Below are 22,296 nucleotides of genomic sequence, written 5' to 3' on the forward strand. Positions count from 1 at the left end.
ATCCCCGCCGAAGCAGGGATATAGTAAACAACGAGTGGTTGTCAGCTTTACGCGTTTTTCATTAGGCGAGGAATCGTATCGTCGCTACGAAGCGTCAGTACTTCACAACCTTCTTTTGTTACTACAATGGTATGTTCCCATTGCGCAGAGTTCTTGCCGTCGCCCGTGTAAACAGTCCAGTCATCTTGTGCATCAACAGAGCAACCAAATTTACCTGCGTTAATCATCGGCTCAATAGTAAAGCACATGCCTTCTTTTAATACGCGGCGGTCTTTGTTCTTGTAATGAACCACTTGTGGTTCTTCATGGAACTCATCGCCGATACCGTGACCACAGAAGTCTTTCACAATAGAAAACTTGTTGCGAGGATTGTTCTTGTTGTTCTCTTTGATGTACTTCTCGATAGCTGTACCGATGTCGCCAACTGTTGAACCTGGCTTAACGGTACGCATACCAACGTACAGTGCTTCTTGAGCTACCATGCACAGACGTTTGTTTGCAGGCGAAACATCACCGACTAGGAACATCTTAGAAGTGTCACCATGGTAACCCTGAGGACGCACGCTCAGATCGGCATTCTCATCATTTGGAACGATTACGGTAATATCAACGTTTAAGATGTCACCATCTTTTAGTACCGCCGGCTTCATTTGGCCGTTGCTACCGATTTCGTCTTTTTCCGCTGGAATACCGTGGCATACGATATGGTTGATTGAAGTACAGATCGACTTAGGGAAACCATGGTAATCAAGCGGAGCAGAGTATGCGCCTTTTTCTAGAGCGTACTCATGACAGATTTTGTTTAACTCTTCTGTCGTCACACCAACTTTGATGTGTGGTTCGATCATTTCTAGAATCTCTGCGGCTAGCTTGCCCGCAATGCGCATGCGTTCTATTTCTTCAGCAGTTTTAATCTTGATTGACATTGGCTTTCTCTACTTATTCCTAAGCACGTAAACGTGCGAATGGCCGCATTCTATCAGACATCGGGGCGTTAACCCAAGTTAGATAGGAATATGCATCATTCTTAATTCGATCATATGTTTAAAGTTTTGCTTATAAATAGGAGAAAGTGGCTCGGTGAAGAAATAATTTTTACTAGCCACAGTGAGCTAAAATATGGTATAAAGCGCGCCGGAATAGAGGACTGTTCTCTTCGTTTAGCAAAGTTAAGCGGCGAAGCAAGCTTCATCCGAATAACCTTTTATCTTTAAATCACACACATTCCGTCACATATTCCGGGGTGCTGAGCAGAAGCTTGGTCGGAGTTATGGGGAATGTGGAGGCCTAACCCCATAGAGGATTTTAAAATGGCAACTGTATCAATGCGCGATATGCTAAAAGCTGGTGTTCACTTCGGTCACCAGACTCGTTACTGGAACCCAAAAATGAAGCCATTCATCTTTGGCGCTCGTAACAAAGTTCATATCATCAACCTAGAAAAAACTGTACCAATGTTCAACGACGCTCTAGCTGAACTAGCTAAAGTTGGCGAGAAGAAAGGTAAGGTTCTATTCGTAGGTACTAAGCGCGCTGCATCTGAAGCTGTTAAAGAAGCTGCAATCGCAAGCAACCAGTTTTACGTAAACAACCGCTGGTTAGGCGGTATGCTTACAAACTACAAAACAGTTCGTCAGTCTATCAAGCGTCTAAAAGAACTAGAGACTCAATCTCAAGACGGTACTTTTGACAAACTAACTAAGAAAGAAGCTCTAATGCGTACTCGCGAAATGGAGAAGCTAGAGAAATCTCTTGGTGGTATCAAAGACATGGGCGGCCTACCAGACGCTCTATTCGTAATCGACGCTGATCACGAACACATTGCAATTAAAGAAGCTAACAACCTAGGCATTCCAGTATACGCTGTGGTAGATACTAACTCTAACCCAGACGGCGTTGACTACGTAATCCCAGGTAACGACGACGCGATCCGCGCTGTACAGCTATACCTGAACGCTGCTGCTTCAGCAGTATCTGAAGGTCGTAACAAAGACGTAGCTGCAGTTGCTGAAAAAGACGGTTTCGTAGAAGCTGAATAATAGCGGCTCTGTGTCACACTTGGTCTATGTGAAACCTTTGTGTAGCATAAACTAAGTTATAGTTAGCAATGGGGGCCGACAATGTTAGGCCCCTGTTTTTTACCTTATTTCGAATCAAACGAGGAAGACAGAATGGCAACTGTAACTGCTGCTCTAGTTAAAGAACTTCGCGAGCGTACTGGCGCTGGCATGATGGAATGTAAGAAAGCGCTTGTAGAAGCAAACGCTGACATCGAACTAGCAATTGAAAACATGCGTAAATCTGGCGCAGCGAAAGCAGCTAAGAAAGCTGGTAACGTTGCAGCTGAAGGCGCAATCATCATCAAAGAAGAAAACGGCGTTGCTGTTCTTCTTGAAGTTAACTGCCAAACTGACTTCGTTGCTAAAGACGGTAACTTCACTGCATTCGCAGAAGAAGTTGCAGCTGCAGCTCTAGCTTCAAAAGCTTCTGTTGAAGAACTACAAGCACAATTCGAAGACGCACGTGTAGCTCTAGTAGCTAAAATCGGTGAAAACATCACTATCCGTCGCGTAGAATACGTTCAAGGCACTGCAATCGCTTCTTACCGTCACGGTGAGAAAATCGGTGTTGTTGTTGCTGGTGAAGGCGACGCAGAAACTCTTAAGCACGTTGCAATGCACGTTGCTGCTTCTAAGCCAGAGTTCGTTAACCCAGAAGACGTACCAGCTGACGTAGTAGAAAAAGAGAAAGCGGTTCAAGTTGAAATCGCAATGAACGAAGGCAAGCCTGCTGAAATCGCTGAGAAGATGGTTGTTGGCCGCATGAAGAAATTCACTGGCGAGATCTCTCTAACAGGTCAAGCTTTCATCATGGAGCCTAAGAAAACTGTAGGCGAAATGCTGAAAGAAAAAGGCGCTTCAGTTTCTACGTTCGTTCGCCTAGAAGTAGGTGAAGGTATCGAGAAGAAAGAAGAAATGAGCTTCGCTGAAGAAGTTGCAGCAGCTCAAAAAGGTTAATCCTTAGAGACTGTATAAAGATTAGACCGTAGCCAAGGCTGCGGTCTTTTTATGAGCAGTGAACGATTAGCCGTGATGAATAGCCATAACTGAAGTTGTGTCTATTCATGACTGTTAATCAACAACTCTCTTTGGAAGGTAAACTCCATGACTACGAACCCTAAACCAGCGTATCAACGTATTCTATTAAAACTGAGTGGTGAAGCTCTTCAAGGTGAAGACGGTTTTGGTATTGATCCTGCGGTCCTTGATCGTATGGCACAAGAAGTTAAAGAACTGGTTGAACTGGGTGTTCAGGTTGGTGTAGTTATCGGTGGCGGTAACTTGTTCCGTGGTGCAGGCCTAGCTGAAGCTGGTATGAACCGCGTAGTTGGTGACCACATGGGTATGCTTGCTACAGTAATGAATGGCCTAGCGATGCGTGATGCTCTTCACCGTGCATACGTAAATGCGCGCGTTATGTCTGCAATCCCTCTAAAAGGCGTATGTGACGACTATAATTGGGCTGATGCGATCCGTGAGCTTCGCCAAGGCCGAGTTGTCATCTTCTCTGCTGGTACTGGTAACCCGTTCTTTACAACGGATTCTGCTGCTTGTTTACGTGGTATCGAAATTGAAGCGGATGTCGTACTAAAAGCGACGAAAGTTGATGGTGTATTTACTGCTGACCCTGTAGCAAACCCAGACGCAGAGCTGTATGATAAGCTATCTTATGCAGAAGTTCTGGATAAAGAGCTGAAAGTTATGGACTTGGCGGCGTTTACGCTAGCTCGTGACCACAAAATGCCAATCCGCGTATTTAATATGAACAAGCCAGGCGCACTACGTCGCGTGGTAATGGGCGAAGCAGAAGGCACGCTCATCAACGAATAAGCTTGGCTTAAGGTGCCACTCCAAAGCGTTAGGGTGGTGCTTGCTTTGCTCAACCGTTTTAGGCTTTCTTCAGGAAAGATGACATTTTTAAGGTGAAACTGTGATTAACGAAATCAAAAAAGACGCGCAAGAGCGCATGGATAAAAGCGTTGAAGCGCTTAAGAACAACCTTTCTAAAATTCGTACAGGTCGTGCACACCCAAGCCTACTATCTGGTATTTCTGTAGAATACTACGGTGCAGCAACACCTCTAAACCAAGTAGCAAACGTTATTGCTGAAGATGCACGTACACTTGCAATCACGGTTTTTGATAAAGAGCTGACGCCGAAAGTAGAAAAAGCGATCATGACGTCTGACCTTGGTCTAAACCCTATGTCAGCTGGCACTATCATCCGCGTTCCACTTCCACCGCTAACGGAAGAACGTCGTAAAGACCTAGTTAAGATCGTCCGTGGTGAAGCTGAAGGTGGTCGTGTTGCTGTTCGTAACATCCGTCGTGACGCAAACAACGATCTTAAAGCGCTTCTAAAAGATAAAGAAATCTCTGAAGATGAAGACCGTAAAGCACAAGACGAAATTCAAAAGCTAACTGACGTTGCAGTTAAGAAGATCGATGAAGTTCTTGCTGCAAAAGAAAAAGAGTTGATGGAAGTTTAATACTCCCACACACATCACTGTTGGAAAACGCTGTGCTCACAGCTCAGCGTTTTTTTATGTTAGTCTATCCAACTGATGGAACTCAATTAACTCCCTATGCAAAATTCTCAAGCCTTCTCTGATTCCCTTCCTAAGCATATTGCCATCATTATGGACGGTAATGGCCGTTGGGCTAAGTCCAAAGGAAAACCTCGCGTATTTGGTCATAAAAAAGGCGTTAGTGCCGTTCGTAAGACCGTGGCTGCTGCTTCAAAACTAGGCATTAGAGCCATGACGCTGTTTGCTTTTAGTAGTGAAAACTGGCGTCGTCCGGAGGAAGAAGTGGGTCTTTTGATGGAACTGTTTATCACGGTCCTGTCTAGTGAAGTAAAAAAACTACACAAAAATAACTTACGGTTGCGCGTGATCGGTGATACCAGTCGATTTAGTGAGCGTCTACAAAAGAAAATTGTAGAAGCAGAAAACCTAACGGCAGATAACACGGGTATGGTGATCAACATTGCAGCCAACTATGGCGGTAAATGGGACATCACAGAAGCTGCTAAAACGTTAGCGCTAAAAGCACGTAACGGTGAAATTCGTGTAGAGGATATCAATGAGCAGCTAATCAGTGAGCATTTGACCATGGCAGACCTACCGGAAGTGGATCTTTTAATTCGCACCAGTGGAGAGTGCCGCATCAGCAACTTTATGTTGTGGCAAATGGCTTATGCAGAAATGTACTTTACACCAGAGTACTGGCCAGAATTCGATGAAGACAGTTTGGTAGAAGCTGTGACTTGGTTTATCAACCGAGAACGTCGTTTTGGCTGTACAGGTGAACAAATAAAGGCATTGATGGCAGCTCAATAAGGACTAGTTAGTTTGAAACAGAGAATAATAACAGCACTAATTTTAGCTCCCCTGGTTATTTTAGGCATTTTTAAATTACCGCTAATGGGCTTTATTGCCGCTTTAACTGCAATAACGCTATTAGGTTTTTGGGAGTGGACTCAGTTTACAGGAAGCAACTCTCGCATTGCTGCCCTTGTGCCGGCAATCATTATTACCGGACTTAGTTTTCTATACATCTCGCCTGATGCATATAGTCTCAATCACTTAACGACACCTCATTATGTCGTCTTGGGTATTGGTTTTGTTTGGTGGATTATTGCTAGCTTAATGGCGATTACTTACCCCAAAACGACGAAATCTTGGCAAAGTAATTTTGTTTTACGTCATGTATTTGGTTTTCTGACATTAATCCCATTCCTTTGGAGTGTGATTATTCTCAGAGCGTATGACATCACTGTAGATCCATACCACGGCGCAAAGCTTGTGTTGTACGTTTGTTTCTTGGTATGGGCTGCAGATAGCGGCGCCTACTTTGCAGGCAAAAGCTTAGGCAAACGTAAGATGGCTCCTCATGTAAGCCCCAATAAAACTATTGAAGGGCTAATTGGTGGCATTATCACGGCATTAATCGTAGCGTGGGCATTTGCTGATTGGTTCGACATCCAGTTCACTAGCCCTGTCCATATGGTGCTGATTACGCTAGTGACTGTCGTTATTTCAGTGCTTGGTGATCTGGTTGAAAGTATGTTCAAACGTGTCTCAGGCATTAAAGACAGCAGTAACATTATCCCAGGGCACGGTGGTGTGCTAGATCGTATCGACAGCCTAACCGCAGCATTCCCAGTTTTTGCTCTTCTTTACTACGTATTCTAATTTATCAGGAGCGGCGTCGTCGCTCCTGAGCTTTCTAACGGTCTTACAACATGCAAAAGTTAACGATTCTTGGTGCTACTGGATCAATTGGTGCAAGCACGCTTAAAGTGGTCGAACAAAACCCAGATCTGTTTTCTGTCGTTGCCTTAGCGGCAAGCACTAACGTTGAAAAGATGATCGGTCTATGTCGTCAGTGGCAACCTAAGTATGCGGTCATGGCAGATAAAGCTGCGGCATCTCAACTTCAAGCTGAGCTACACTCGGTTTCACCAAGTACCGAAGTGCTAGGTGGTGTTGATGCGCTATGCCATATTGCTTCGCTGGACGAGGTCGACAGTGTAATGGCTGCTATTGTAGGAGCAGCCGGCTTATTGCCTACTATGGCTGCCGTGAAAGCAGGTAAGCGAGTCTTGTTGGCAAATAAAGAAGCACTTGTAATGTCAGGCCAGCTATTTATTGATGCTGTAGAAGAATTTGGCGCAGAGCTACTTCCCGTCGACAGTGAACACAACGCCATTTTCCAATGTTTACCACAGCAAGTACAAACCAATCTAGGTCGTTGCAATTTACAAGAACATGGCATTTCTCATATTTTGTTGACTGGATCTGGTGGTCCTTTCCGTTACACTGACATCGCAGAACTGGAGCAGGTGACACCCGCGCAGGCGATTGCTCATCCAAACTGGTCGATGGGGCCAAAAATTTCTGTTGATTCTGCCACGATGATGAACAAAGGCCTTGAGTATATCGAAGCTAAGTGGCTATTTAATGCTGCTCGCGAACAACTGAAGGTGGTTATTCATCCTCAATCGGTAATTCATTCTATGGTTCAGTATCGTGATGGTTCGGTCTTGGCACAAATGGGAGAAGCGGATATGGCGACGCCAATTGCGCTCACCATGTCATACCCGTCAAGAGTGGAAGCTGGGGTTAAGCCGCTAGACTTCACGAAAGTTGGTGAGCTGACGTTTTTGCAGCCTGATTTTGCTCGTTACCCATGTTTAAAACTCGCAATTGATGCCTGTTATGAAGGTCAACACGCAACAACAGCATTGAACGCAGCTAATGAAGTCGCTGTTGATGCATTTTTAAATAACAGACTAGGTTTTACCGATATTGCTCGCATCAATGAGTCTGTGTTGAATAAAATCAACGCAAGCTGCAAAGCTGAGAATGCGAATAGCTTGGAAAGCTTGCTCGAGCTAGATAGAATGGCACGAACTATTGCCCTAGAAACCATACGCGAGCGTAGCTGATGACTGGTATATTGTGGAATCTCATTTCTTTTATCGTCGCACTGGGCATTCTTGTTGCCGTGCACGAATTTGGGCATTTTTGGGTTGCTCGCCGTTGCGGCGTTAAAGTTGAAAAGTTTTCAATCGGTTTCGGCAAGTCTATTTGGAGTAAAGTAGGCAAAGACGGAACGGAGTTCAGCATCTCAATGATCCCTCTCGGCGGCTATGTGAAAATGGTTGATAGCCGTGTCGATGAGGTGCCGGAACATGAGAAGCACCTAGCGTTTGATAAGAAGCCGTTATGGAAGCGAACCTCTATTGTTGCGGCTGGCCCCATCTTTAATTTTCTTTTCGCAATTTTTGCCTATTGGCTGGTATTTCTAATTGGTATCCCGGCTGTTAAGCCTGTAATTGGTGAAGTTACGCCCAATTCGATTGTTGCGGAAGCTGGAATTGAATCTGGAATGGAACTTAAATCGATATCTGGTATCAAAACTCCGGATTGGGAATCAGTAAATATGGGATTGATTTCTCATATTGGCGATGATTTGATGACGGTAACACTAACGTCAGCGAATGAAGTTGGTTCAGAAGTAACGAAAACGCTCGATTTACGTGAGTGGAAGTTCGACCCAGAAACTCAGTCAGCGATGCAGTCGTTAGGTTTTGCTCCGTATACACCGGAGGTGTATCGAGTTATCGAGCAGGTCTCGCAAGGTGGAGCGGCGGAAAAAGCCGGTGTGCTTCCAGGTGATGAGGTTGTCGCAATTGGTCAACAACGCGTAACCGAATGGAAGCAAGTGGTTGAAGCGGTTCGTTCTAATCCTGATACACCGCTTGAATTGACGGTGTTACGTCAGGGTTATGAGCAAACATTGACGCTGACGCCCGGTAGCCGTGAGCTAGCTAACAAAGAAGTCGTTGGTTTTGCAGGTATTGCACCTAAAGTCGCAGAATGGCCAGAAAGTTATCGCTTCGATCTTCAGTTTGGTGTATTCGAGTCAATAGGTAAAGCAGTAGACAAAACTGGCCAAGTCATTGGTTTGACAATCAGCATGCTTAAGAAGCTGATTGTTGGAGACGTTGGTCTGAATAATCTGAGTGGACCAATATCAATAGCCAAAGGCGCAGGCGCGACAGCAGATTATGGTTTGGTCTACTTTTTAGGTTTTCTCGCTCTAATTAGTGTTAACCTAGGTATTATTAACCTCGTTCCTTTACCAATGTTGGATGGCGGTCATTTGTTGTTTTTTGCAATTGAAGCAGTCATTCGACGTCCTGTTCCTGAGAAAGTGCAGGAAATGGGCTTTAGAATTGGTGGTGCGATTATCTTCTCGCTCATGGCGTTAGCGCTATTTAATGATTTTACTCGTCTGTGATAGTTCAGAGACAAAAGCAGTAGCAAGGAATAATTAGAACAAGTATGGCGATTAAGCGAATTCTATTTGCAAGTTTACTGGCGACCAGTGTATCTGCAAATGGAGCAGAGAACTTCGTAGTTCAAGATATTGAAATCGATGGATTGCAGCGTGTAGCACTGGGTGCTGCATTGTTGAAAATGCCTGTACGTGTCGGTGATACCATTGGCCAAGGCGATGTTGCAGAAATTATCCGCGCCCTGTATGCATCTGGTAACTTTGAAGATGTGAAAGTGTTGCGTGACGGTGGTGTTCTGATGGTTCAAGTCAAAGAACGTCCTACCATTGCAAGCATCTCTTTTTCAGGTAACAAAGCAATCAAGGACGAGCAGCTACAAGAAAACCTGAACGCGTCTGGCGTTCGTGAAGGTGAAGCGCTTGACCGCACCACGCTAAGCAACATTGAAAAAGGCTTAGAAGACTTTTACTACAGCGTAGGTAAATACAACGCAACAGTAAAAGCGGTGGTTACTCCACTACCACGTAATCGTTCTGATCTTAAGTTTGTCTTTACTGAAGGTGTGTCGGCAAAAATTCAGCAAATCAACTTTATCGGTAATGAAGTGTTCAGTGATGAAGAGCTGCTTTCGCGCTTTAACTTAAATGTTGATGTGCCGTGGTGGAATTTCCTTTCTGATGAAAAGTATCAAAAGCAAGTTCTTGCAGGTGATATTGAAGCACTCAAATCATTCTACCTAGATCGTGGTTACTTAAAATTTAACGTTGATTCGACACAAGTTGCAATCTCTCCTGACAAGAAAGGGGTATACATTACTCTTGGTCTAGAAGAGGGCGAGGTTTACACCGTTAAGAACGTGAAGTTCCGTGGTGATTTGATTGGCGAGGAAGCGACGTTCGAAAGACTTGTGCCATTTGAAGACAATGAGACATACAACGGCTCGTTGGTTACTTCAATGGAAGAAGGGATTAAGCGTGTGCTTGGTGAGTCCGGTTATGCTTATCCTCAAGTGAATACCATTCCAGAGTTTGACGACGAGAATCAAGAAGTTTCTTTGGTCGTTAACGTAGAACCGGGTAACCGAATTTATGTTCGTGACATTCGCTTCACGGGTAATAACTCAACCAAAGATGAAGTCCTTCGTCGTGAAATGCGTCAGATGGAAGGCAGTTGGTTGAACTCGAAATCGATTGAAACGGGTAAAACTCGTCTAAATCGTTTGGGCTACTTTGAAAATGTTGAAGTACAGACGGTTCGAGTTCCTGGTAGTGATGATCAAGTTGACCTAGTTTACTCTGTCAAAGAAGCGAACTCTGGTAGCGTTAACTTCGGTGTTGGCTACGGCACAGAATCGGGTGTGAGCTTCCAGGTTGGCCTGCAACAAGATAACTTCATTGGTAGTGGTAACCGTGTTGGTATCAACGCGATGATGAATGACTACCAGAAAAACATCAGTCTAGATTACCGTGATCCGTACTGGAACTTAGACGGTGTAAGCTTAGGTGGTAAGGTTTTCTATAACGAATTTGAAGCGAAAGAAGCCAATATCGTTGACTATACCAACGAAAGCTATGGCGCGAGCTTAACGTGGGGTTTCCCATTCGATGAGTTGAACCGTTTTGAATTCGGTGTCGGTTATACGCACAACAAGATCGGTAACTTATCGCCTTACTTACAGGTAGAGCAGTTCTTACGAGCACAAGCAGACAACATTGATTCTAGTGGAGCGTTGAACACAAACGACTTCGACTTCAATATCTCTTGGACACGTAATAACTTAAACCGTGGCTACTTCCCTACGGCAGGTAACCATCAGCGTGCATTCTATAAAATGACCGTACCTGGCTCTGACGTTCAATACTTCAAAATGCAGTACGATGTTCGTCAGTATGTGCCATTGACTAAAAAGCACGAGTTTACCCTCTTGTTCCGTGGCCGCTTAGGTTACGGTAATGGTTACGGTCAAACGGATGGCAACGATAACTTGTTCCCATTCTACGAAAACTACTACGCAGGTGGCTTTACATCGCTTCGTGGCTTTGGCTCAAACTCTGTTGGTCCTAAAGCGGTTTACCGTGATACATCTGGTTCAAACAATGGCGCAGATACAGCAACAGATGACTCTGTTGGTGGTAACGCCGTAGCGCTAGCAAGTGTTGAGTTGATTGTCCCAACACCATTTGCATCAGAAGAAGTACAAAACCAAATTCGTACCAGTATCTTCTTTGATATGGCAAGTGTTTGGGATACGGAGTTTGACTACCGCGATTCAGGTGCGGAATATGGTGACCGTTACTACTACGATTACTCAGATCCAACCAACTACCGCTCTTCTTACGGTGCGGCGTTGCAGTGGATGTCTCCAATGGGGCCACTAGTATTCTCACTAGCGAAACCAATTAAGAAATTTGATGGCGATGATGAAGAGTTCTTCACATTCACTATCGGTAGAACTTTCTAAAGAGGAAAATATTTTGAATAAAATGATCAAAGCGGCTGGGATTGGCCTTCTTGTACTGAGCTCTTCAATGTTTGCAAATGCGGCAGAAGCTGCACAAAAAATTGCTTATGTAAATACAGCTCAAGTTTTCCAAGCTCTTCCTCAACGTGAAGTTGTACTACAAAAAATGCAGAAAGACTTCAAAAGCAAAGCTGATGAACTGAAGTCAATCCAAGCACAAGCTAAAACAAAGATTGAGAAGCTACAACGTGACGGCGAGCTTTTGGGTCAAGACGACGTTGAAAAGCTACGTATCGATATCGCGAAGCTAGACAGCGAGTACAAAGTGAAAGCACAAGCACTTGAAAAAGCAAGTGCGCGTCGTGAAGCTGAAGAAAAAGCGAAGCTTTTCAAAACGATTCAAGATGCAGTTAAGAAAGTCGCAGACAAAAATGGTTACGATCTTGTGATTGATATCTCTGCTTTGCAGTACGGCAAGCCAGAATACAATATCTCTGAAGACGTAATTAAAGCTCTAAAATAAGAAGTTATGAAGACATTAACATTAGCCGAATTGGCGACAATTACCGGGGGTGAACTGTTTGGTGACGAGTCTCTCGTTGTAAGCCGTGTTGCCCCAATGGATAAAGCACAAGAAGGTGATGTAACCTTCTTGTCTAACCCAAAATACGCAAAACACCTTTCTGAGTGCCAAGCTACCGTTGTTATGGTAAAGGCTGAGCATAAAGATCAATGCGTTGGAAATGCGTTAGTGGTTTCAGACCCTTATGTCGCATTTGCTCGTGTGGTTCAAGCGATGGATACCACACCAAAGCCGGCAAACGATATTGCACCAAGTGCTGTGATTGCCGCTGACGTTAAGATGGGTGAGAACGTTACAATCGGTGCTAACGCTGTGATTGAAACGGGCGTAGAACTCGGCGATAACGTAAGCGTTGGAGCTGGTTGTTTTATCGGTAAGAACGCCAAGCTAGGGAATAACACCAAGCTTTGGGCTAATGTCACTATCTATCATGAAGTGTCATTGGGTGATGACTGTCTCGTTCAATCGGGTACCGTCATTGGCTCTGATGGCTTCGGTTATGCGAATGACAAAGGCGAGTGGATCAAAATTCCTCAGCTTGGTTCAGTGCGTATCGGTAACCGCGTTGAGATTGGTGCTTGTACTACGATTGACCGCGGTGCACTCGAAGATACTATCATTGAAGACAATGTCATTCTGGATAACCAACTTCAAATCGCGCACAACGTGCAGATCGGATATGGTACCGTGATGCCTGGTGGTACTATTGTCGCGGGCAGTACAAAAATTGGTAAGTACTGCCAGATTGGCGGCGCGTCTGTTCTGAATGGCCATATCACTATCGCAGATGGTGTGGCTATTACAGGTATGGGCATGGTAATGCGCAGTATCGAAGAAAAAGGCCTTTACTCATCAGGTATCCCACTACAAACGAACAGAGAGTGGCGTAAGACCGCGACTCGAGTTCACCGTATTGATGAGATGAATAAGCGCCTAAAAGCGGTTGAAAAACAGCTGGAACAGAAAGAAGAAATTTAGAACAAGTTATCTTTCGCTCTGTATTTAACACGAAGGCTAACAAGCTCTAGTTCCATATTCTGTAAGAAGACTCGCGAAATGCGGGTCTTTTTCTTCTATAATGACGCGCTCTAAGTAGATTTAACTCCAAGATGGTGCGTATTTTGCTAGTATATTGCAAAGCGATTCGGCTTTACGACCTGTTGCCACGTTTGCCATCTTGGCGGCAAAAAATTGATATAGGAAGACGACTTTGACTACTGAAAAGAAAACGATGAACATCTCTGAAATTCAAGAGCTACTACCTCATCGCTACCCATTCTTATTGATCGACCGAGTGATAGACTTCCAAGAAGAGAAGTACCTTCACGCGATTAAAAACGTGTCGGTTAACGAACCTCAGTTCACAGGTCACTTTCCTCAACTACCAGTATTCCCAGGTGTTTTGATTTTAGAAGCAATGGCTCAGGCAACAGGCTTACTTGCATTTAAATCATTTGGTGCACCAACAGAAAATGAACTGTACTACTTTGCAAGCGTAGACGGCGCGAAATTCCGTAAACCAGTGGTTCCGGGCGACCAATTGGTTATTGAGGTAGAATTTCTGAAAGAACGTCGCGGCATTGCTGCATTTAGCGGTGTAGCAAAAGTTGACGGTGAAGTGGTATGTTCTGCAGAACTGAAGTGTGCTCGTCGAGAGTTTTAATATGATTCATGAAACCGCTAAAATCCACCCGGCAGCGGTGGTAGAAGAGGGCGCCAAAATTGGTGCTAACGTAACAGTAGGTCCTTTTACGTACATCACCTCTACGGTTGAAATTGGTGAAGGCACAGAAGTGATGTCTCACGTTGTGATCAAAGGTCACACAACTATTGGCAAAGATAACCGTATTTTCCCACATGCTGTCATTGGTGAAGAAAACCAAGACAAAAAATACGGTGGTGAAGACACAACTGTGGTTATCGGTGACCGTAACGTCATTCGTGAAGCGGTCCAAGTTCACCGCGGCACAGTGCAAGACAAAGCAACCACGATCATTGGTGATGACAACTTATTGTGTGTGAATGCACACGTTGCGCATGATGTTGTTATTGGTAACCACACTCATATCGGTAATAACTCGATTCTTGGTGGTCACGTTACTGTTGATGACTATGCCGGTGTGATGGCACTGTCTGCGATTCATCCGTTTTGTACAGTGGGCGCTTACGCATACATTGGCGGCTGTTCAGCTGTGGTGCAAGATGTCCCAGCTTATGTACTCGCGCAAGGTAACCACGCTACTCCATTCGGCTTGAACCTTGTTGGCTTGAAGCGTAATGGCTTTGAGAAACCAGAGATTCGTGCGCTACAAAAAGCGTATAAAGAAATCTACCGTTCAGGTAAGACGCTAGAAGAAGTGAAGCCTATTCTAGCTGAAATGGCTCAAGAGTGGCCGGCTGTGAAGCGTTTCTCAGATATTCTGGAAACGACGGAACGTGGCATTATTCGTTAATTGGCGAATGAACCAATAAATAAAAAGATCGTGACCGAATTTGAGGTTACGATCTTTTTGTGTTTTATGGATAAGGCAAACCGTTATCCATAGCGCACAGGAAAAATAGCGAAGTAGATATGGAAAGACCATTACGTATTGGCATCATTGCCGGAGAATTGTCTGGCGATACGCTAGGTGAAGGCTTTATCAAAGCAGTAAAGCAACAATATCCAGACGCAGAGTTCGTAGGCATTGGTGGTCCGAAAATGATAGCCCAAGGTTGCGAGTCTCTGTTTGATATGGAAGAGCTTGCGGTGATGGGATTAGTCGAGGTTTTAGGCCGCTTACCGAGACTTCTTAAAGTGAAAGCTGAGCTCGTTCAGTATTTTACTCAGAATCCGCCTGATGTTTTCATCGGGATCGATGCTCCTGACTTCAACTTACGCCTGGAGCTTGACCTCAAGCAAGCGGGCATTAAAACCGTTCATTACGTGAGTCCGTCTGTTTGGGCTTGGCGTCAGAAGCGCATCTTTAAAATAGAAGCGGCAACGAACTTGGTGCTAGCATTTCTTCCGTTTGAGAAAGCGTTCTACGACAAATTTAATGTACCTTGCGAGTTCATTGGTCATACCTTGGCTGATGCCATCCCACTAGAATCAGAACAAGCGCCTGCACGTGAGTTGCTTGGTTTAGAACAAGATAAAAAGTGGCTTGCTGTCCTGCCAGGCAGTCGTGGTAGCGAGTTAAAAATGCTCTCAGAGCCATTTATTGAAACCTGCAAGTTACTCCATAAAAAATTTCCAGAACTGGGGTTTGTTGTCGCGCTTGTTAATCAAAAACGCCGTGAGCAGTTTGAACAAGCATGGAAAGAGCTAGCGCCAGAGTTGGACTTCAAGTTAGTTGATGATACCGCACGCAACGTCATCACCGCATCCGATGCTGTGATGTTGGCCTCCGGTACCGTAGCGTTGGAGTGTATGCTTCTCAAGCGTCCAATGGTGGTGGGTTATCGTGTGAATGCATTTACTGCTTTCTTAGCTAAACGTCTATTGAAAACGAAGTATGTGTCATTGCCGAATATCTTGGCGGATGATGAGCTCGTCAAAGAATATCTACAAGATGAGTGCACACCAGACAATTTGTTTACTGAGGTTTCTCGCTTATTGGAAAGCGACAATAAACCGATGTTAGATAAGTTTACGGAAATGCATCATTGGATCCGTAAAGATGCGGATCAACAAGCCGCAAACGCGGTTCTAAAACTGATTGAAAAATAGAGATTTATCATGGCTGTTAAACCAAAAGCGACCAAAACCAAAGTTGAACTCCCTCCGTTTGAATATCCGCAAGGTTACCAGCTTGTGGCCGGAGTCGACGAGGTCGGACGTGGCCCTTTGGTGGGAGACGTCGTCACCGCTGCGGTTATCCTTGATCCTAACAATCCTATCGAAGGGTTGAACGATTCGAAAAAATTGACCGAAAAGAAACGCATGGCGTTGCTTCCTGAAATCAAAGAAAAAGCATTGGCGTGGGCGGTCGGGCGTTGTTCTCCTGAAGAAATTGATCAACTGAATATTTTACAGGCGACTATGGTTGCGATGCAGCGTGCAGTGGCGGGGTTACAGGTTCAACCTGATTTGGTGTTGATTGATGGTAACCGTTGTCCGGAGCTGCCAATGGATGCTCAAGCTGTAGTAAAAGGCGATCTACGTGTTGCCGAAATCAGTGCGGCTTCAATTATTGCCAAAGTCGTGCGTGACCAAGAGATGGAAGAGTTGGATAAACTTCATCCACAATTTGGCTTCGCGAAGCACAAAGGTTACCCAACTAAAGCGCACTTTGAAGCGATTGAGCAACACGGAGTGATCAGTGAACACCGCAAGAGTTTCAAGCCAGTAAAAAAAGCGTTAGGCATAGAATAATCAAACGATCTAATTGTTGTTATAAACCCAACCTCTTTAGGTTAGAATCCCCAACAAAATAGAGTTACACGGTACCTGTTAATGTCAGATCCCAAATTCATCCACCTGCGTGTTCATAGTGACTTCTCGATGGTGGATGGCCTCAACAAAGTTCCGCCAATCGTAAAGAAAGTTGCTGAGCTCGGTATGCCCGCAATGGCGTTGACCGACTTTACCAACCTATGTGGTTTGGTGAAGTTTTACGGTACGGCGCATGGCAGTGGTGTTAAACCGATCATCGGTGCTGACTTTAAAATGCAGTCGGACGAGTTTGGTGAAGAGCTGACTCAAGTGACTTTGCTTGCGGCGGATAATGTGGGTTATAAGAACCTGACGTTATTGATATCAAAAGCGTACTTACGTGGACATGTTCAACACCACCCTGTGATTGATAAAGCCTGGTTGGCTGAAATGTCTGAAGGCTTGATTGTATTATCCGGCGGTAAAAGCGGGGAAATTGGTCGCGGCCTTTTGAAAGGCAACCGTCAAATAGTGCAGGGGTGTGTTGATTTTTATAAACAGCATTTTCCAGATCGCTTTTATCTTGAGCTACTTCGTACCGGTCGTCCAGATGAAGAAACTTATCTTCACTTTGCGGTTGAATTGGCAGAGCAGCAAGACTTGCCAGTAGTGGCGACCAATGAAGTTGTATTCCTGAGTCCAGACCTATTTGATGCTCATGATATACGCGTAGCGATTCACGATGGTTACACATTAGAAGATCCGCGTAGGCCAAAAAACTACAGTCCGCAGCAATATCTTCGTACAGAAGAAGAAATGTGTGAGCTGTTTGCTGATATTCCTGAAGCGTTAGAAAACAGTGTCGAGATAGCGAAGCGTTGTAACGTGACTGTGCGCTTAGGTGAGTACTTCCTACCAGCTTTCCCAACCGAAGGGATGAAAGAAACTGAGTTCCTAGTCATGAAATCCCGAGAGGGGTTGGAAGAGCGTTTAGAGTTCCTATTTCCAGATGAGGAAGAGAGAAAACGTCGCCGCCCTGAATATGATGAACGTCTTCAGATAGAGCTAGATGTTATCAACCAAATGGGATTTCCTGGTTACTTCTTGATCGTAATGGAGTTCATCCAGTGGTCAAAAGATAATGGAATTCCTGTCGGTCCTGGACGTGGTTCCGGTGCTGGTTCTTTGGTGGCTTACGCACTAAAAATCACCGATCTGGATCCACTAGAATATGACTTGCTGTTCGAACGTTTCTTGAACCCAGAACGTGTTTCGATGCCCGATTTCGACGTCGATTTCTGTATGGATAAACGTGACCAGGTTATTGACCACGTTGCGGAAATGTACGGTCGCGACGCGGTATCTCAGATCATCACGTTTGGTACCATGGCGGCAAAAGCGGTAATCCGTGACGTTGGCCGCGTATTGGGCCACCCATTTGGTTTTGTTGATCGTATTTCAAAGCTGATCCCGCCCGATCCAGGCATGACGCTAGATAAAGCGTTTAAAGCTGAACCTGCACTACCTGAATTGTATGAGGCCGATGAGGAAGTTAAAGAACTCATCGACATGTGTCATATTTTGGAAGGCTGTACGCGAAACGCCGGTAAACACGCTGGTGGTGTTGTAATTTCACCTACAACAATTACCGATTTTGCGCCAATTTATGCAGACGCTGAAGGTCACTTTCCGGTTACTCAATTTGATAAAAACGATGTTGAGACCGCTGGCCTAGTTAAGTTTGACTTCTTGGGTTTACGTACCTTAACCATTATTGACTGGGCGTTAGGACTGATTAACCCACGCCTAGAGCGAGAAGGGAAAGAACCGGTTCAAATTGAATCCATACCGTTAGAAGACCCTGCCTCTTTCCGTTTGTTGCAAAACTCTGAAACGACAGCAGTATTCCAGCTTGAATCTCGAGGCATGAAAGAGCTGATCAAACGACTTCAGCCAGACTGTTTCGAAGACATTATCGCATTGGTAGCACTCTTCCGTCCGGGTCCTTTGCAATCGGGCATGGTAGATAACTTTATCGACCGTAAACATGGTCGAGAAGCGATCTCTTATCCAGATGAAAAGTGGCAACACGAGTCGCTAAAAGAGACGCTTGATCCAACCTACGGCATCATCCTGTACCAAGAGCAGGTAATGCAGATTGCGCAGATCTTAGCAGGTTACACGCTAGGTGGTGCGGACATGCTTCGTCGTGCAATGGGTAAGAAAAAGCCAGAAGAGATGGCAAAACAACGTGCTATCTTTGAAGAAGGTGCGATAAAGAACGGTATCGATGGCGAGTTGGCGATGAAAATCTTCGACTTGGTAGAGAAGTTCGCCGGTTATGGTTTTAACAAATCGCACTCTGCTGCTTATGCATTGGTTTCTTATCAGACTCTTTGGCTGAAAACACATTACCCTGCCGAATTTATGGCTGCGGTAATGACAGCCGATATGGATAACACGGAAAAAGTCGTTGGCTTGGTCGATGAGTGTTTCCGTATGAAGCTCACCGTGCTGCCACCAGACATCAACTCTGGCTTATATCGCTTTAATGTTGATGAAAATGGCGCAATTGTTTACGGTATTGGTGCGATAAAAGGGGTAGGTGAGGGTCCTATCGATGCGATTCTTGAGGCGAGAAATAAAGGTGGTCACTTTAAAGACCTATTTGATTTCTGTGCTCGAGTTGATCTAAAACGCGTCAATAAACGAGTGATAGAGAAGCTGATTTACGCGGGCGCGTTGGATCGACTAGGCCCACACCGCGCGGCGATGATGGCGTCACTCAATGATGCGGTAAAAGCAGCAAGTCAACATCACCAAGCTGAAGCGTTTGGTCAAACGGATATGTTTGGTGTGCTAACGGATGCACCTGAAGAAGTAGAGCATAAGTATACGCAGGTTCCGCCTTGGCCAGAAAAAGTGTGGTTAGAGGGCGAGCGTGATACCCTAGGTCTATATTTGACAGGGCACCCAATTAACGCCTACGTAAAGGAACTAAACAAATACACCAGTTGTCGACTAAAAGACGCAACGCCCACTCGCCGCGACCAATCTGTCACGGTGGCAGGTCTGGTTATTGCCGCTCGTGTAATGACGACTAAGCGTGGTACACGAATTGGCATTATGACACTGGATGACCGAAGTGGTCGCATGGAAGTGATGTTGTTCTCAGATGCACTGGATCGATACGCTGAACTTCTCGAAAAAGACAGAATTTTGGTCGTTTCTGGACAGGTCAGCTTTGATGACTTCAACGGTGGCCTTAAAATGTCGGCGCGTGAAGTTATGGATCTCGGCAGTGCGCGCGAGAAATACGCTCGTGGTTTGTCGGTATCGATAGATGCAAATCAGATCAACGATCAGTTTTTTGAGCAGTTCAGCCGTATTTTAGAACCGCACAAAGCCGGAACCGTACCCGTCAATGTATACTACCAGCGTGCCGACGCCAGAGCGCGGTTAACATTGGGCACCGAGTGGCGAGTTACGCCAAGTGATACATTACTCGACGATTTAAAACAGTTGCTTGGCAAAAGCCAGGTAGAACTCGAATTTAACTAAAAATTCAGCGCAATATGTTAGACGCTGAGTAAACAAGGATTCATAGATGAGCCTAAACTTTCTTGAATTTGAAAAGCCAATTGCAGAACTAGAAGCGAAAATTGAAGCATTACGTGATGTCTCTCGTCACGGTGGTGATTCTGCGATTGACCTGGATAAAGAAATCGAACAGCTTGAGAAGAAAAGCTTAGAGCTGAAGAAAAAAACCTTCAGTGACCTAGGTGCATGGGAAACAGCTCAACTGGCTCGTCACCCACTACGTCCTTACACGCTGGATTACATCCAACACGCTTTTGAGGAGTTTGATGAATTAGCGGGTGACCGCGCGTTTGCAGACGACAAAGCGATTGTGGGTGGCATGGCTCGCCTTGAAGGCCGCCCTGTGATGATCATTGGTCACCAAAAAGGTCGTGAGACCAAAGAAAAGGTGAAACGTAACTTTGGTATGCCGAAACCAGAAGGCTACCGTAAGGCTCTACGCTTGATGGAAATGGCAGAGCGTTTCAACATGCCGATCATCACATTTATTGACACGGCTGGCGCATACCCAGGTGTGGGCGCAGAAGAACGTGGTCAATCTGAAGCTATCGCGAAAAACCTAAAAGTGATGTCTGGTCTTAAAGTACCAGTAATCTGTAACGTTGTCGGTGAAGGCGGTTCTGGTGGTGCATTAGCAATCGGTGTAGGCGACTACGTGAACATGCTTCAGTACTCTACGTACTCAGTAATTTCTCCTGAGGGTTGTGCTTCAATCTTATGGCGTGATTCAGACAAAGCGCCACAAGCGGCAGAGGCAATGGGCCTAACTGCTCCGCGTCTTAAAGAGCTTGAACTGATCGACGAAATCATCGAAGAGCCACTAGGCGGCGCTCATCGCGATCATGTTCAAATGGCAGCGAATATGAAAGCGACACTACTTCGTCAGCTCGAAGATCTAGAACAACTGGATGAAGAGACGCTACGCGAACGTCGTTACCAGCGCCTAATGAGCTACGGTTACTGTTAATTTCGGTGATTGCTGTTAAGCGTTAGCTGATATCTCAATTGATAACAGTTAAAATAGAAAGGGTTGGATGAGAGTCCAGCCCTTTTTTGCACCTATCGGATCGTTTATGGAATCGCTTTACCTGCATTTTGCTCAAGTTCTCGGCCGCTACTATCAATCAGGCACTAAGGTTGTCTTGGCGTTTAGCGGAGGGGTGGATTCACGTCTTTTACTCGAATTACTCAGTCGCTACCAACAAGCGCACTCTGTAGAGTGTCACGCTGTGTATGTGCACCATGGTTTAAGCTCGAATGCCGATAATTGGGCCGATAAATGCTTACTTTGGGCACAACAAGTGGGGATATCGTGCTCGATCGAGCGAGTGAGCTTAGACATCAACAATGGTGAAAGTATTGAACTTCTTGCTCGTGAAGCTCGCTACCAAGCCTTAACTAAGTACATTCAAGAAGGCGATATACTGTTGACTGGTCAACATGCCGACGATCAAATAGAGACTTTTCTCCTTGCTCTTAAGCGCGGTAGCGGGCCAAAAGGGTTATCTTCGATGGCGGAGAGTATGCCGTTTTCTTGCGGATCTCTAGTTCGACCATTGCTTACTATCAAGCGGAAGACCATCGAAGACGCCGCTACTAAATTAGGCTTGGAGTGGGTGGAAGACGAAAGCAATCAAGATACCCGTTATGATCGTAACTTTCTTCGTCATTGTGTTGTTCCTGAATTGTCTGGTCGTTGGCCGAGTATCCATCAAGCGGTTCAGCGCAGTGCAAGCTTATGTGCTCAACAAGAAGCGCTATTGGATGAACTATTGAGCGCGGTGTTTGAACGCGCTTTACAAACGGATCTAAGTTTGAGTATTGAAGAACTGGCTAAGCACAGTGAATTAGCACGTGCGCGCTTGATTCGTATGTGGCTAGCTAAGCTTAATACTAGTATGCCGACTCAGGTACAACTCAATCTTATCTGGAATGAAGTGGCATTAGCTCAGCAAGATGCCAACCCCAAACTACAACTTAAACAAGGTGAAGTGCGCCGTTTTCGAAATCGTCTCTATTGGGTAACGGAAACGGCTGATGTCACTAAGTGGCAAAGTACGATTCAAGTTGATGCGACTTTGTCGCTGCCTGAGGGACTCGGGGAGCTGACCTTAACGACGAGTTCTAGTAACGCAACGATTGCGCTACCGAGTCAGCCAGAATTGCTTCGCGTGACCTTCAATCCGGAAGGTTTATCAGCGCATCCAACCACGCGTAATCACAGTCGAAAACTGAAGAAGTTATTCCAAGAATACAATGTGCCAAGCTGGCTGCGTCGTCAAATTCCGATTTTAATGTACCAAGACCGAGTCGTTGCTGTGGCAGATCTGTTCGTTGATCAGGCGTTTAATGGTCAAGATTGTGAACTTATTTGGCGCAGGTAATGAAAATTCATGCCACAATGTCGATTATAAAATATAAAAATCCT

At 45.2% G+C, this 22,296-nt stretch carries 19 protein-coding genes; 18 read left to right on the plus strand and 1 reads right to left on the minus strand.

Annotated features, from left to right (window positions below):
* Window positions 1–47 precede the first annotated feature (47 nt).
* Entirely contained in the window at window positions 48–926 is an 879-nt protein-coding gene (gene map / locus R7127_RS04680; protein WP_005380326.1) for a type I methionyl aminopeptidase, read from the minus strand.
* 384 nt (window positions 927–1,310) lie between these two features.
* Between map and rpsB the strand changes: the two genes are divergently transcribed.
* The 18 genes from rpsB to tilS all read left to right on the plus strand — a co-directional run bounded on the left by rpsB (window position 1,311) and on the right by tilS (window position 22,252).
* Window positions 1,311–2,039 carry a 30S ribosomal protein S2 gene (gene rpsB, locus R7127_RS04685; protein WP_005380327.1) on the plus strand — a complete coding sequence of 243 codons (729 nt, stop codon included), beginning with the start codon at window positions 1,311–1,313 and terminating at the stop codon, window positions 2,037–2,039.
* Window positions 2,040–2,171: 132 nt separating this feature from the next.
* On the plus strand, window positions 2,172–3,017 hold the full coding sequence (tsf, locus tag R7127_RS04690) for a translation elongation factor Ts (protein ID WP_005380328.1): 846 nt from the start codon (window positions 2,172–2,174) through the stop codon (window positions 3,015–3,017).
* A gap of 147 nt (window positions 3,018–3,164) precedes the next feature.
* Window positions 3,165–3,890 (plus strand): UMP kinase, encoded by a 726-nt coding sequence (gene pyrH / locus R7127_RS04695; protein ID WP_005380329.1) that lies wholly within the window; start codon window positions 3,165–3,167, stop codon window positions 3,888–3,890.
* Between the two features lie 100 nt (window positions 3,891–3,990).
* Window positions 3,991–4,548, plus strand: coding sequence for a ribosome recycling factor (gene frr, locus R7127_RS04700; protein WP_005380330.1), 558 nt, complete (start codon window positions 3,991–3,993; stop codon window positions 4,546–4,548).
* A 96-nt stretch (window positions 4,549–4,644) separates the two neighbouring features.
* On the plus strand, window positions 4,645–5,400 hold the full coding sequence (locus R7127_RS04705; RefSeq protein WP_064377181.1) for an isoprenyl transferase: 756 nt from the start codon (window positions 4,645–4,647) through the stop codon (window positions 5,398–5,400).
* Between the two features lie 12 nt (window positions 5,401–5,412).
* Window positions 5,413–6,255, plus strand: coding sequence for a phosphatidate cytidylyltransferase (locus R7127_RS04710; RefSeq protein ID WP_005385351.1), 843 nt, complete (start codon window positions 5,413–5,415; stop codon window positions 6,253–6,255).
* Between the two features lie 50 nt (window positions 6,256–6,305).
* Complete coding sequence (ispC, locus tag R7127_RS04715) at window positions 6,306–7,511, plus strand: 1-deoxy-D-xylulose-5-phosphate reductoisomerase (RefSeq protein WP_054574847.1); 1,206 nt, start codon at window positions 6,306–6,308, stop codon at window positions 7,509–7,511.
* Complete coding sequence (gene rseP / locus R7127_RS04720; RefSeq protein WP_064377176.1) at window positions 7,511–8,869, plus strand: sigma E protease regulator RseP; 1,359 nt, start codon at window positions 7,511–7,513, stop codon at window positions 8,867–8,869. The genes ispC and rseP overlap by 1 nt, the downstream gene beginning before the upstream one ends.
* 44 nt (window positions 8,870–8,913) lie before the next feature.
* Window positions 8,914–11,328, plus strand: a complete 2,415-nt coding sequence (gene bamA, locus R7127_RS04725; RefSeq protein ID WP_158174124.1) for an outer membrane protein assembly factor BamA — start codon at window positions 8,914–8,916, stop codon at window positions 11,326–11,328.
* A gap of 13 nt (window positions 11,329–11,341) precedes the next feature.
* On the plus strand, window positions 11,342–11,851 hold the full coding sequence (locus R7127_RS04730) for an OmpH family outer membrane protein (protein ID WP_199266740.1): 510 nt from the start codon (window positions 11,342–11,344) through the stop codon (window positions 11,849–11,851).
* Between the two features lie 6 nt (window positions 11,852–11,857).
* A complete protein-coding gene (lpxD, locus tag R7127_RS04735; RefSeq protein ID WP_042521415.1) occupies window positions 11,858–12,889 on the plus strand; it encodes a UDP-3-O-(3-hydroxymyristoyl)glucosamine N-acyltransferase in 1,032 nt (343 codons plus the stop codon).
* A 232-nt stretch (window positions 12,890–13,121) separates the two neighbouring features.
* Window positions 13,122–13,574, plus strand: a complete 453-nt coding sequence (gene fabZ, locus R7127_RS04740; protein ID WP_005380349.1) for a 3-hydroxyacyl-ACP dehydratase FabZ — start codon at window positions 13,122–13,124, stop codon at window positions 13,572–13,574.
* A gap of 1 nt (window position 13,575) precedes the next feature.
* Window positions 13,576–14,364 carry an acyl-ACP--UDP-N-acetylglucosamine O-acyltransferase gene (gene lpxA, locus R7127_RS04745; RefSeq protein ID WP_005380357.1) on the plus strand — a complete coding sequence of 263 codons (789 nt, stop codon included), beginning with the start codon at window positions 13,576–13,578 and terminating at the stop codon, window positions 14,362–14,364.
* A gap of 119 nt (window positions 14,365–14,483) precedes the next feature.
* Window positions 14,484–15,623, plus strand: coding sequence for a lipid-A-disaccharide synthase (lpxB, locus tag R7127_RS04750; RefSeq protein WP_017636041.1), 1,140 nt, complete (start codon window positions 14,484–14,486; stop codon window positions 15,621–15,623).
* Window positions 15,624–15,632: 9 nt separating this feature from the next.
* The gene (rnhB, locus tag R7127_RS04755) at window positions 15,633–16,268 is read left to right on the plus strand and encodes a ribonuclease HII (RefSeq protein WP_005380361.1); all 636 of its coding nucleotides are present in this window, start codon (window positions 15,633–15,635) and stop codon (window positions 16,266–16,268) included.
* Between the two features lie 81 nt (window positions 16,269–16,349).
* Window positions 16,350–19,829, plus strand: a complete 3,480-nt coding sequence (gene dnaE, locus R7127_RS04760; protein WP_205390978.1) for a DNA polymerase III subunit alpha — start codon at window positions 16,350–16,352, stop codon at window positions 19,827–19,829.
* Window positions 19,830–19,875: 46 nt separating this feature from the next.
* Window positions 19,876–20,835: an acetyl-CoA carboxylase carboxyl transferase subunit alpha gene (gene accA / locus R7127_RS04765; RefSeq protein ID WP_005380365.1), complete on the plus strand. Its 960-nt coding sequence runs from the start codon at window positions 19,876–19,878 to the stop codon at window positions 20,833–20,835.
* Between the two features lie 106 nt (window positions 20,836–20,941).
* Complete coding sequence (tilS, locus tag R7127_RS04770) at window positions 20,942–22,252, plus strand: tRNA lysidine(34) synthetase TilS (RefSeq protein ID WP_005380367.1); 1,311 nt, start codon at window positions 20,942–20,944, stop codon at window positions 22,250–22,252.
* Window positions 22,253–22,296: the final 44 nt, after the last annotated feature.

The sequence above is a fragment of the Vibrio sp. 1159 genome (assembly GCF_033340395.1).
Taxonomy (GTDB): domain Bacteria; phylum Pseudomonadota; class Gammaproteobacteria; order Enterobacterales; family Vibrionaceae; genus Vibrio; species Vibrio alginolyticus.

Coding starts and splice junctions, on each gene's coding strand:
- ispC (WP_054574847.1), top strand. CDS start 6,306: ATGCAAAAGTTAACGATTCTTGGTGCTACTGGATCAATTGGTGCAAGC.
- bamA (WP_158174124.1), top strand. CDS start 8,914: ATGGCGATTAAGCGAATTCTATTTGCAAGTTTACTGGCGACCAGTGTA.
- tilS (WP_005380367.1), top strand. CDS start 20,942: ATGGAATCGCTTTACCTGCATTTTGCTCAAGTTCTCGGCCGCTACTAT.
- tsf (WP_005380328.1), top strand. CDS start 2,172: ATGGCAACTGTAACTGCTGCTCTAGTTAAAGAACTTCGCGAGCGTACT.
- accA (WP_005380365.1), top strand. CDS start 19,876: ATGAGCCTAAACTTTCTTGAATTTGAAAAGCCAATTGCAGAACTAGAA.
- rnhB (WP_005380361.1), top strand. CDS start 15,633: ATGGCTGTTAAACCAAAAGCGACCAAAACCAAAGTTGAACTCCCTCCG.
- lpxB (WP_017636041.1), top strand. CDS start 14,484: ATGGAAAGACCATTACGTATTGGCATCATTGCCGGAGAATTGTCTGGC.
- map (WP_005380326.1), bottom strand. CDS start 926: ATGTCAATCAAGATTAAAACTGCTGAAGAAATAGAACGCATGCGCATT.
- lpxD (WP_042521415.1), top strand. CDS start 11,858: ATGAAGACATTAACATTAGCCGAATTGGCGACAATTACCGGGGGTGAA.
- pyrH (WP_005380329.1), top strand. CDS start 3,165: ATGACTACGAACCCTAAACCAGCGTATCAACGTATTCTATTAAAACTG.
- dnaE (WP_205390978.1), top strand. CDS start 16,350: ATGTCAGATCCCAAATTCATCCACCTGCGTGTTCATAGTGACTTCTCG.
- lpxA (WP_005380357.1), top strand. CDS start 13,576: ATGATTCATGAAACCGCTAAAATCCACCCGGCAGCGGTGGTAGAAGAG.
- rpsB (WP_005380327.1), top strand. CDS start 1,311: ATGGCAACTGTATCAATGCGCGATATGCTAAAAGCTGGTGTTCACTTC.
- R7127_RS04705 (WP_064377181.1), top strand. CDS start 4,645: ATGCAAAATTCTCAAGCCTTCTCTGATTCCCTTCCTAAGCATATTGCC.
- rseP (WP_064377176.1), top strand. CDS start 7,511: ATGACTGGTATATTGTGGAATCTCATTTCTTTTATCGTCGCACTGGGC.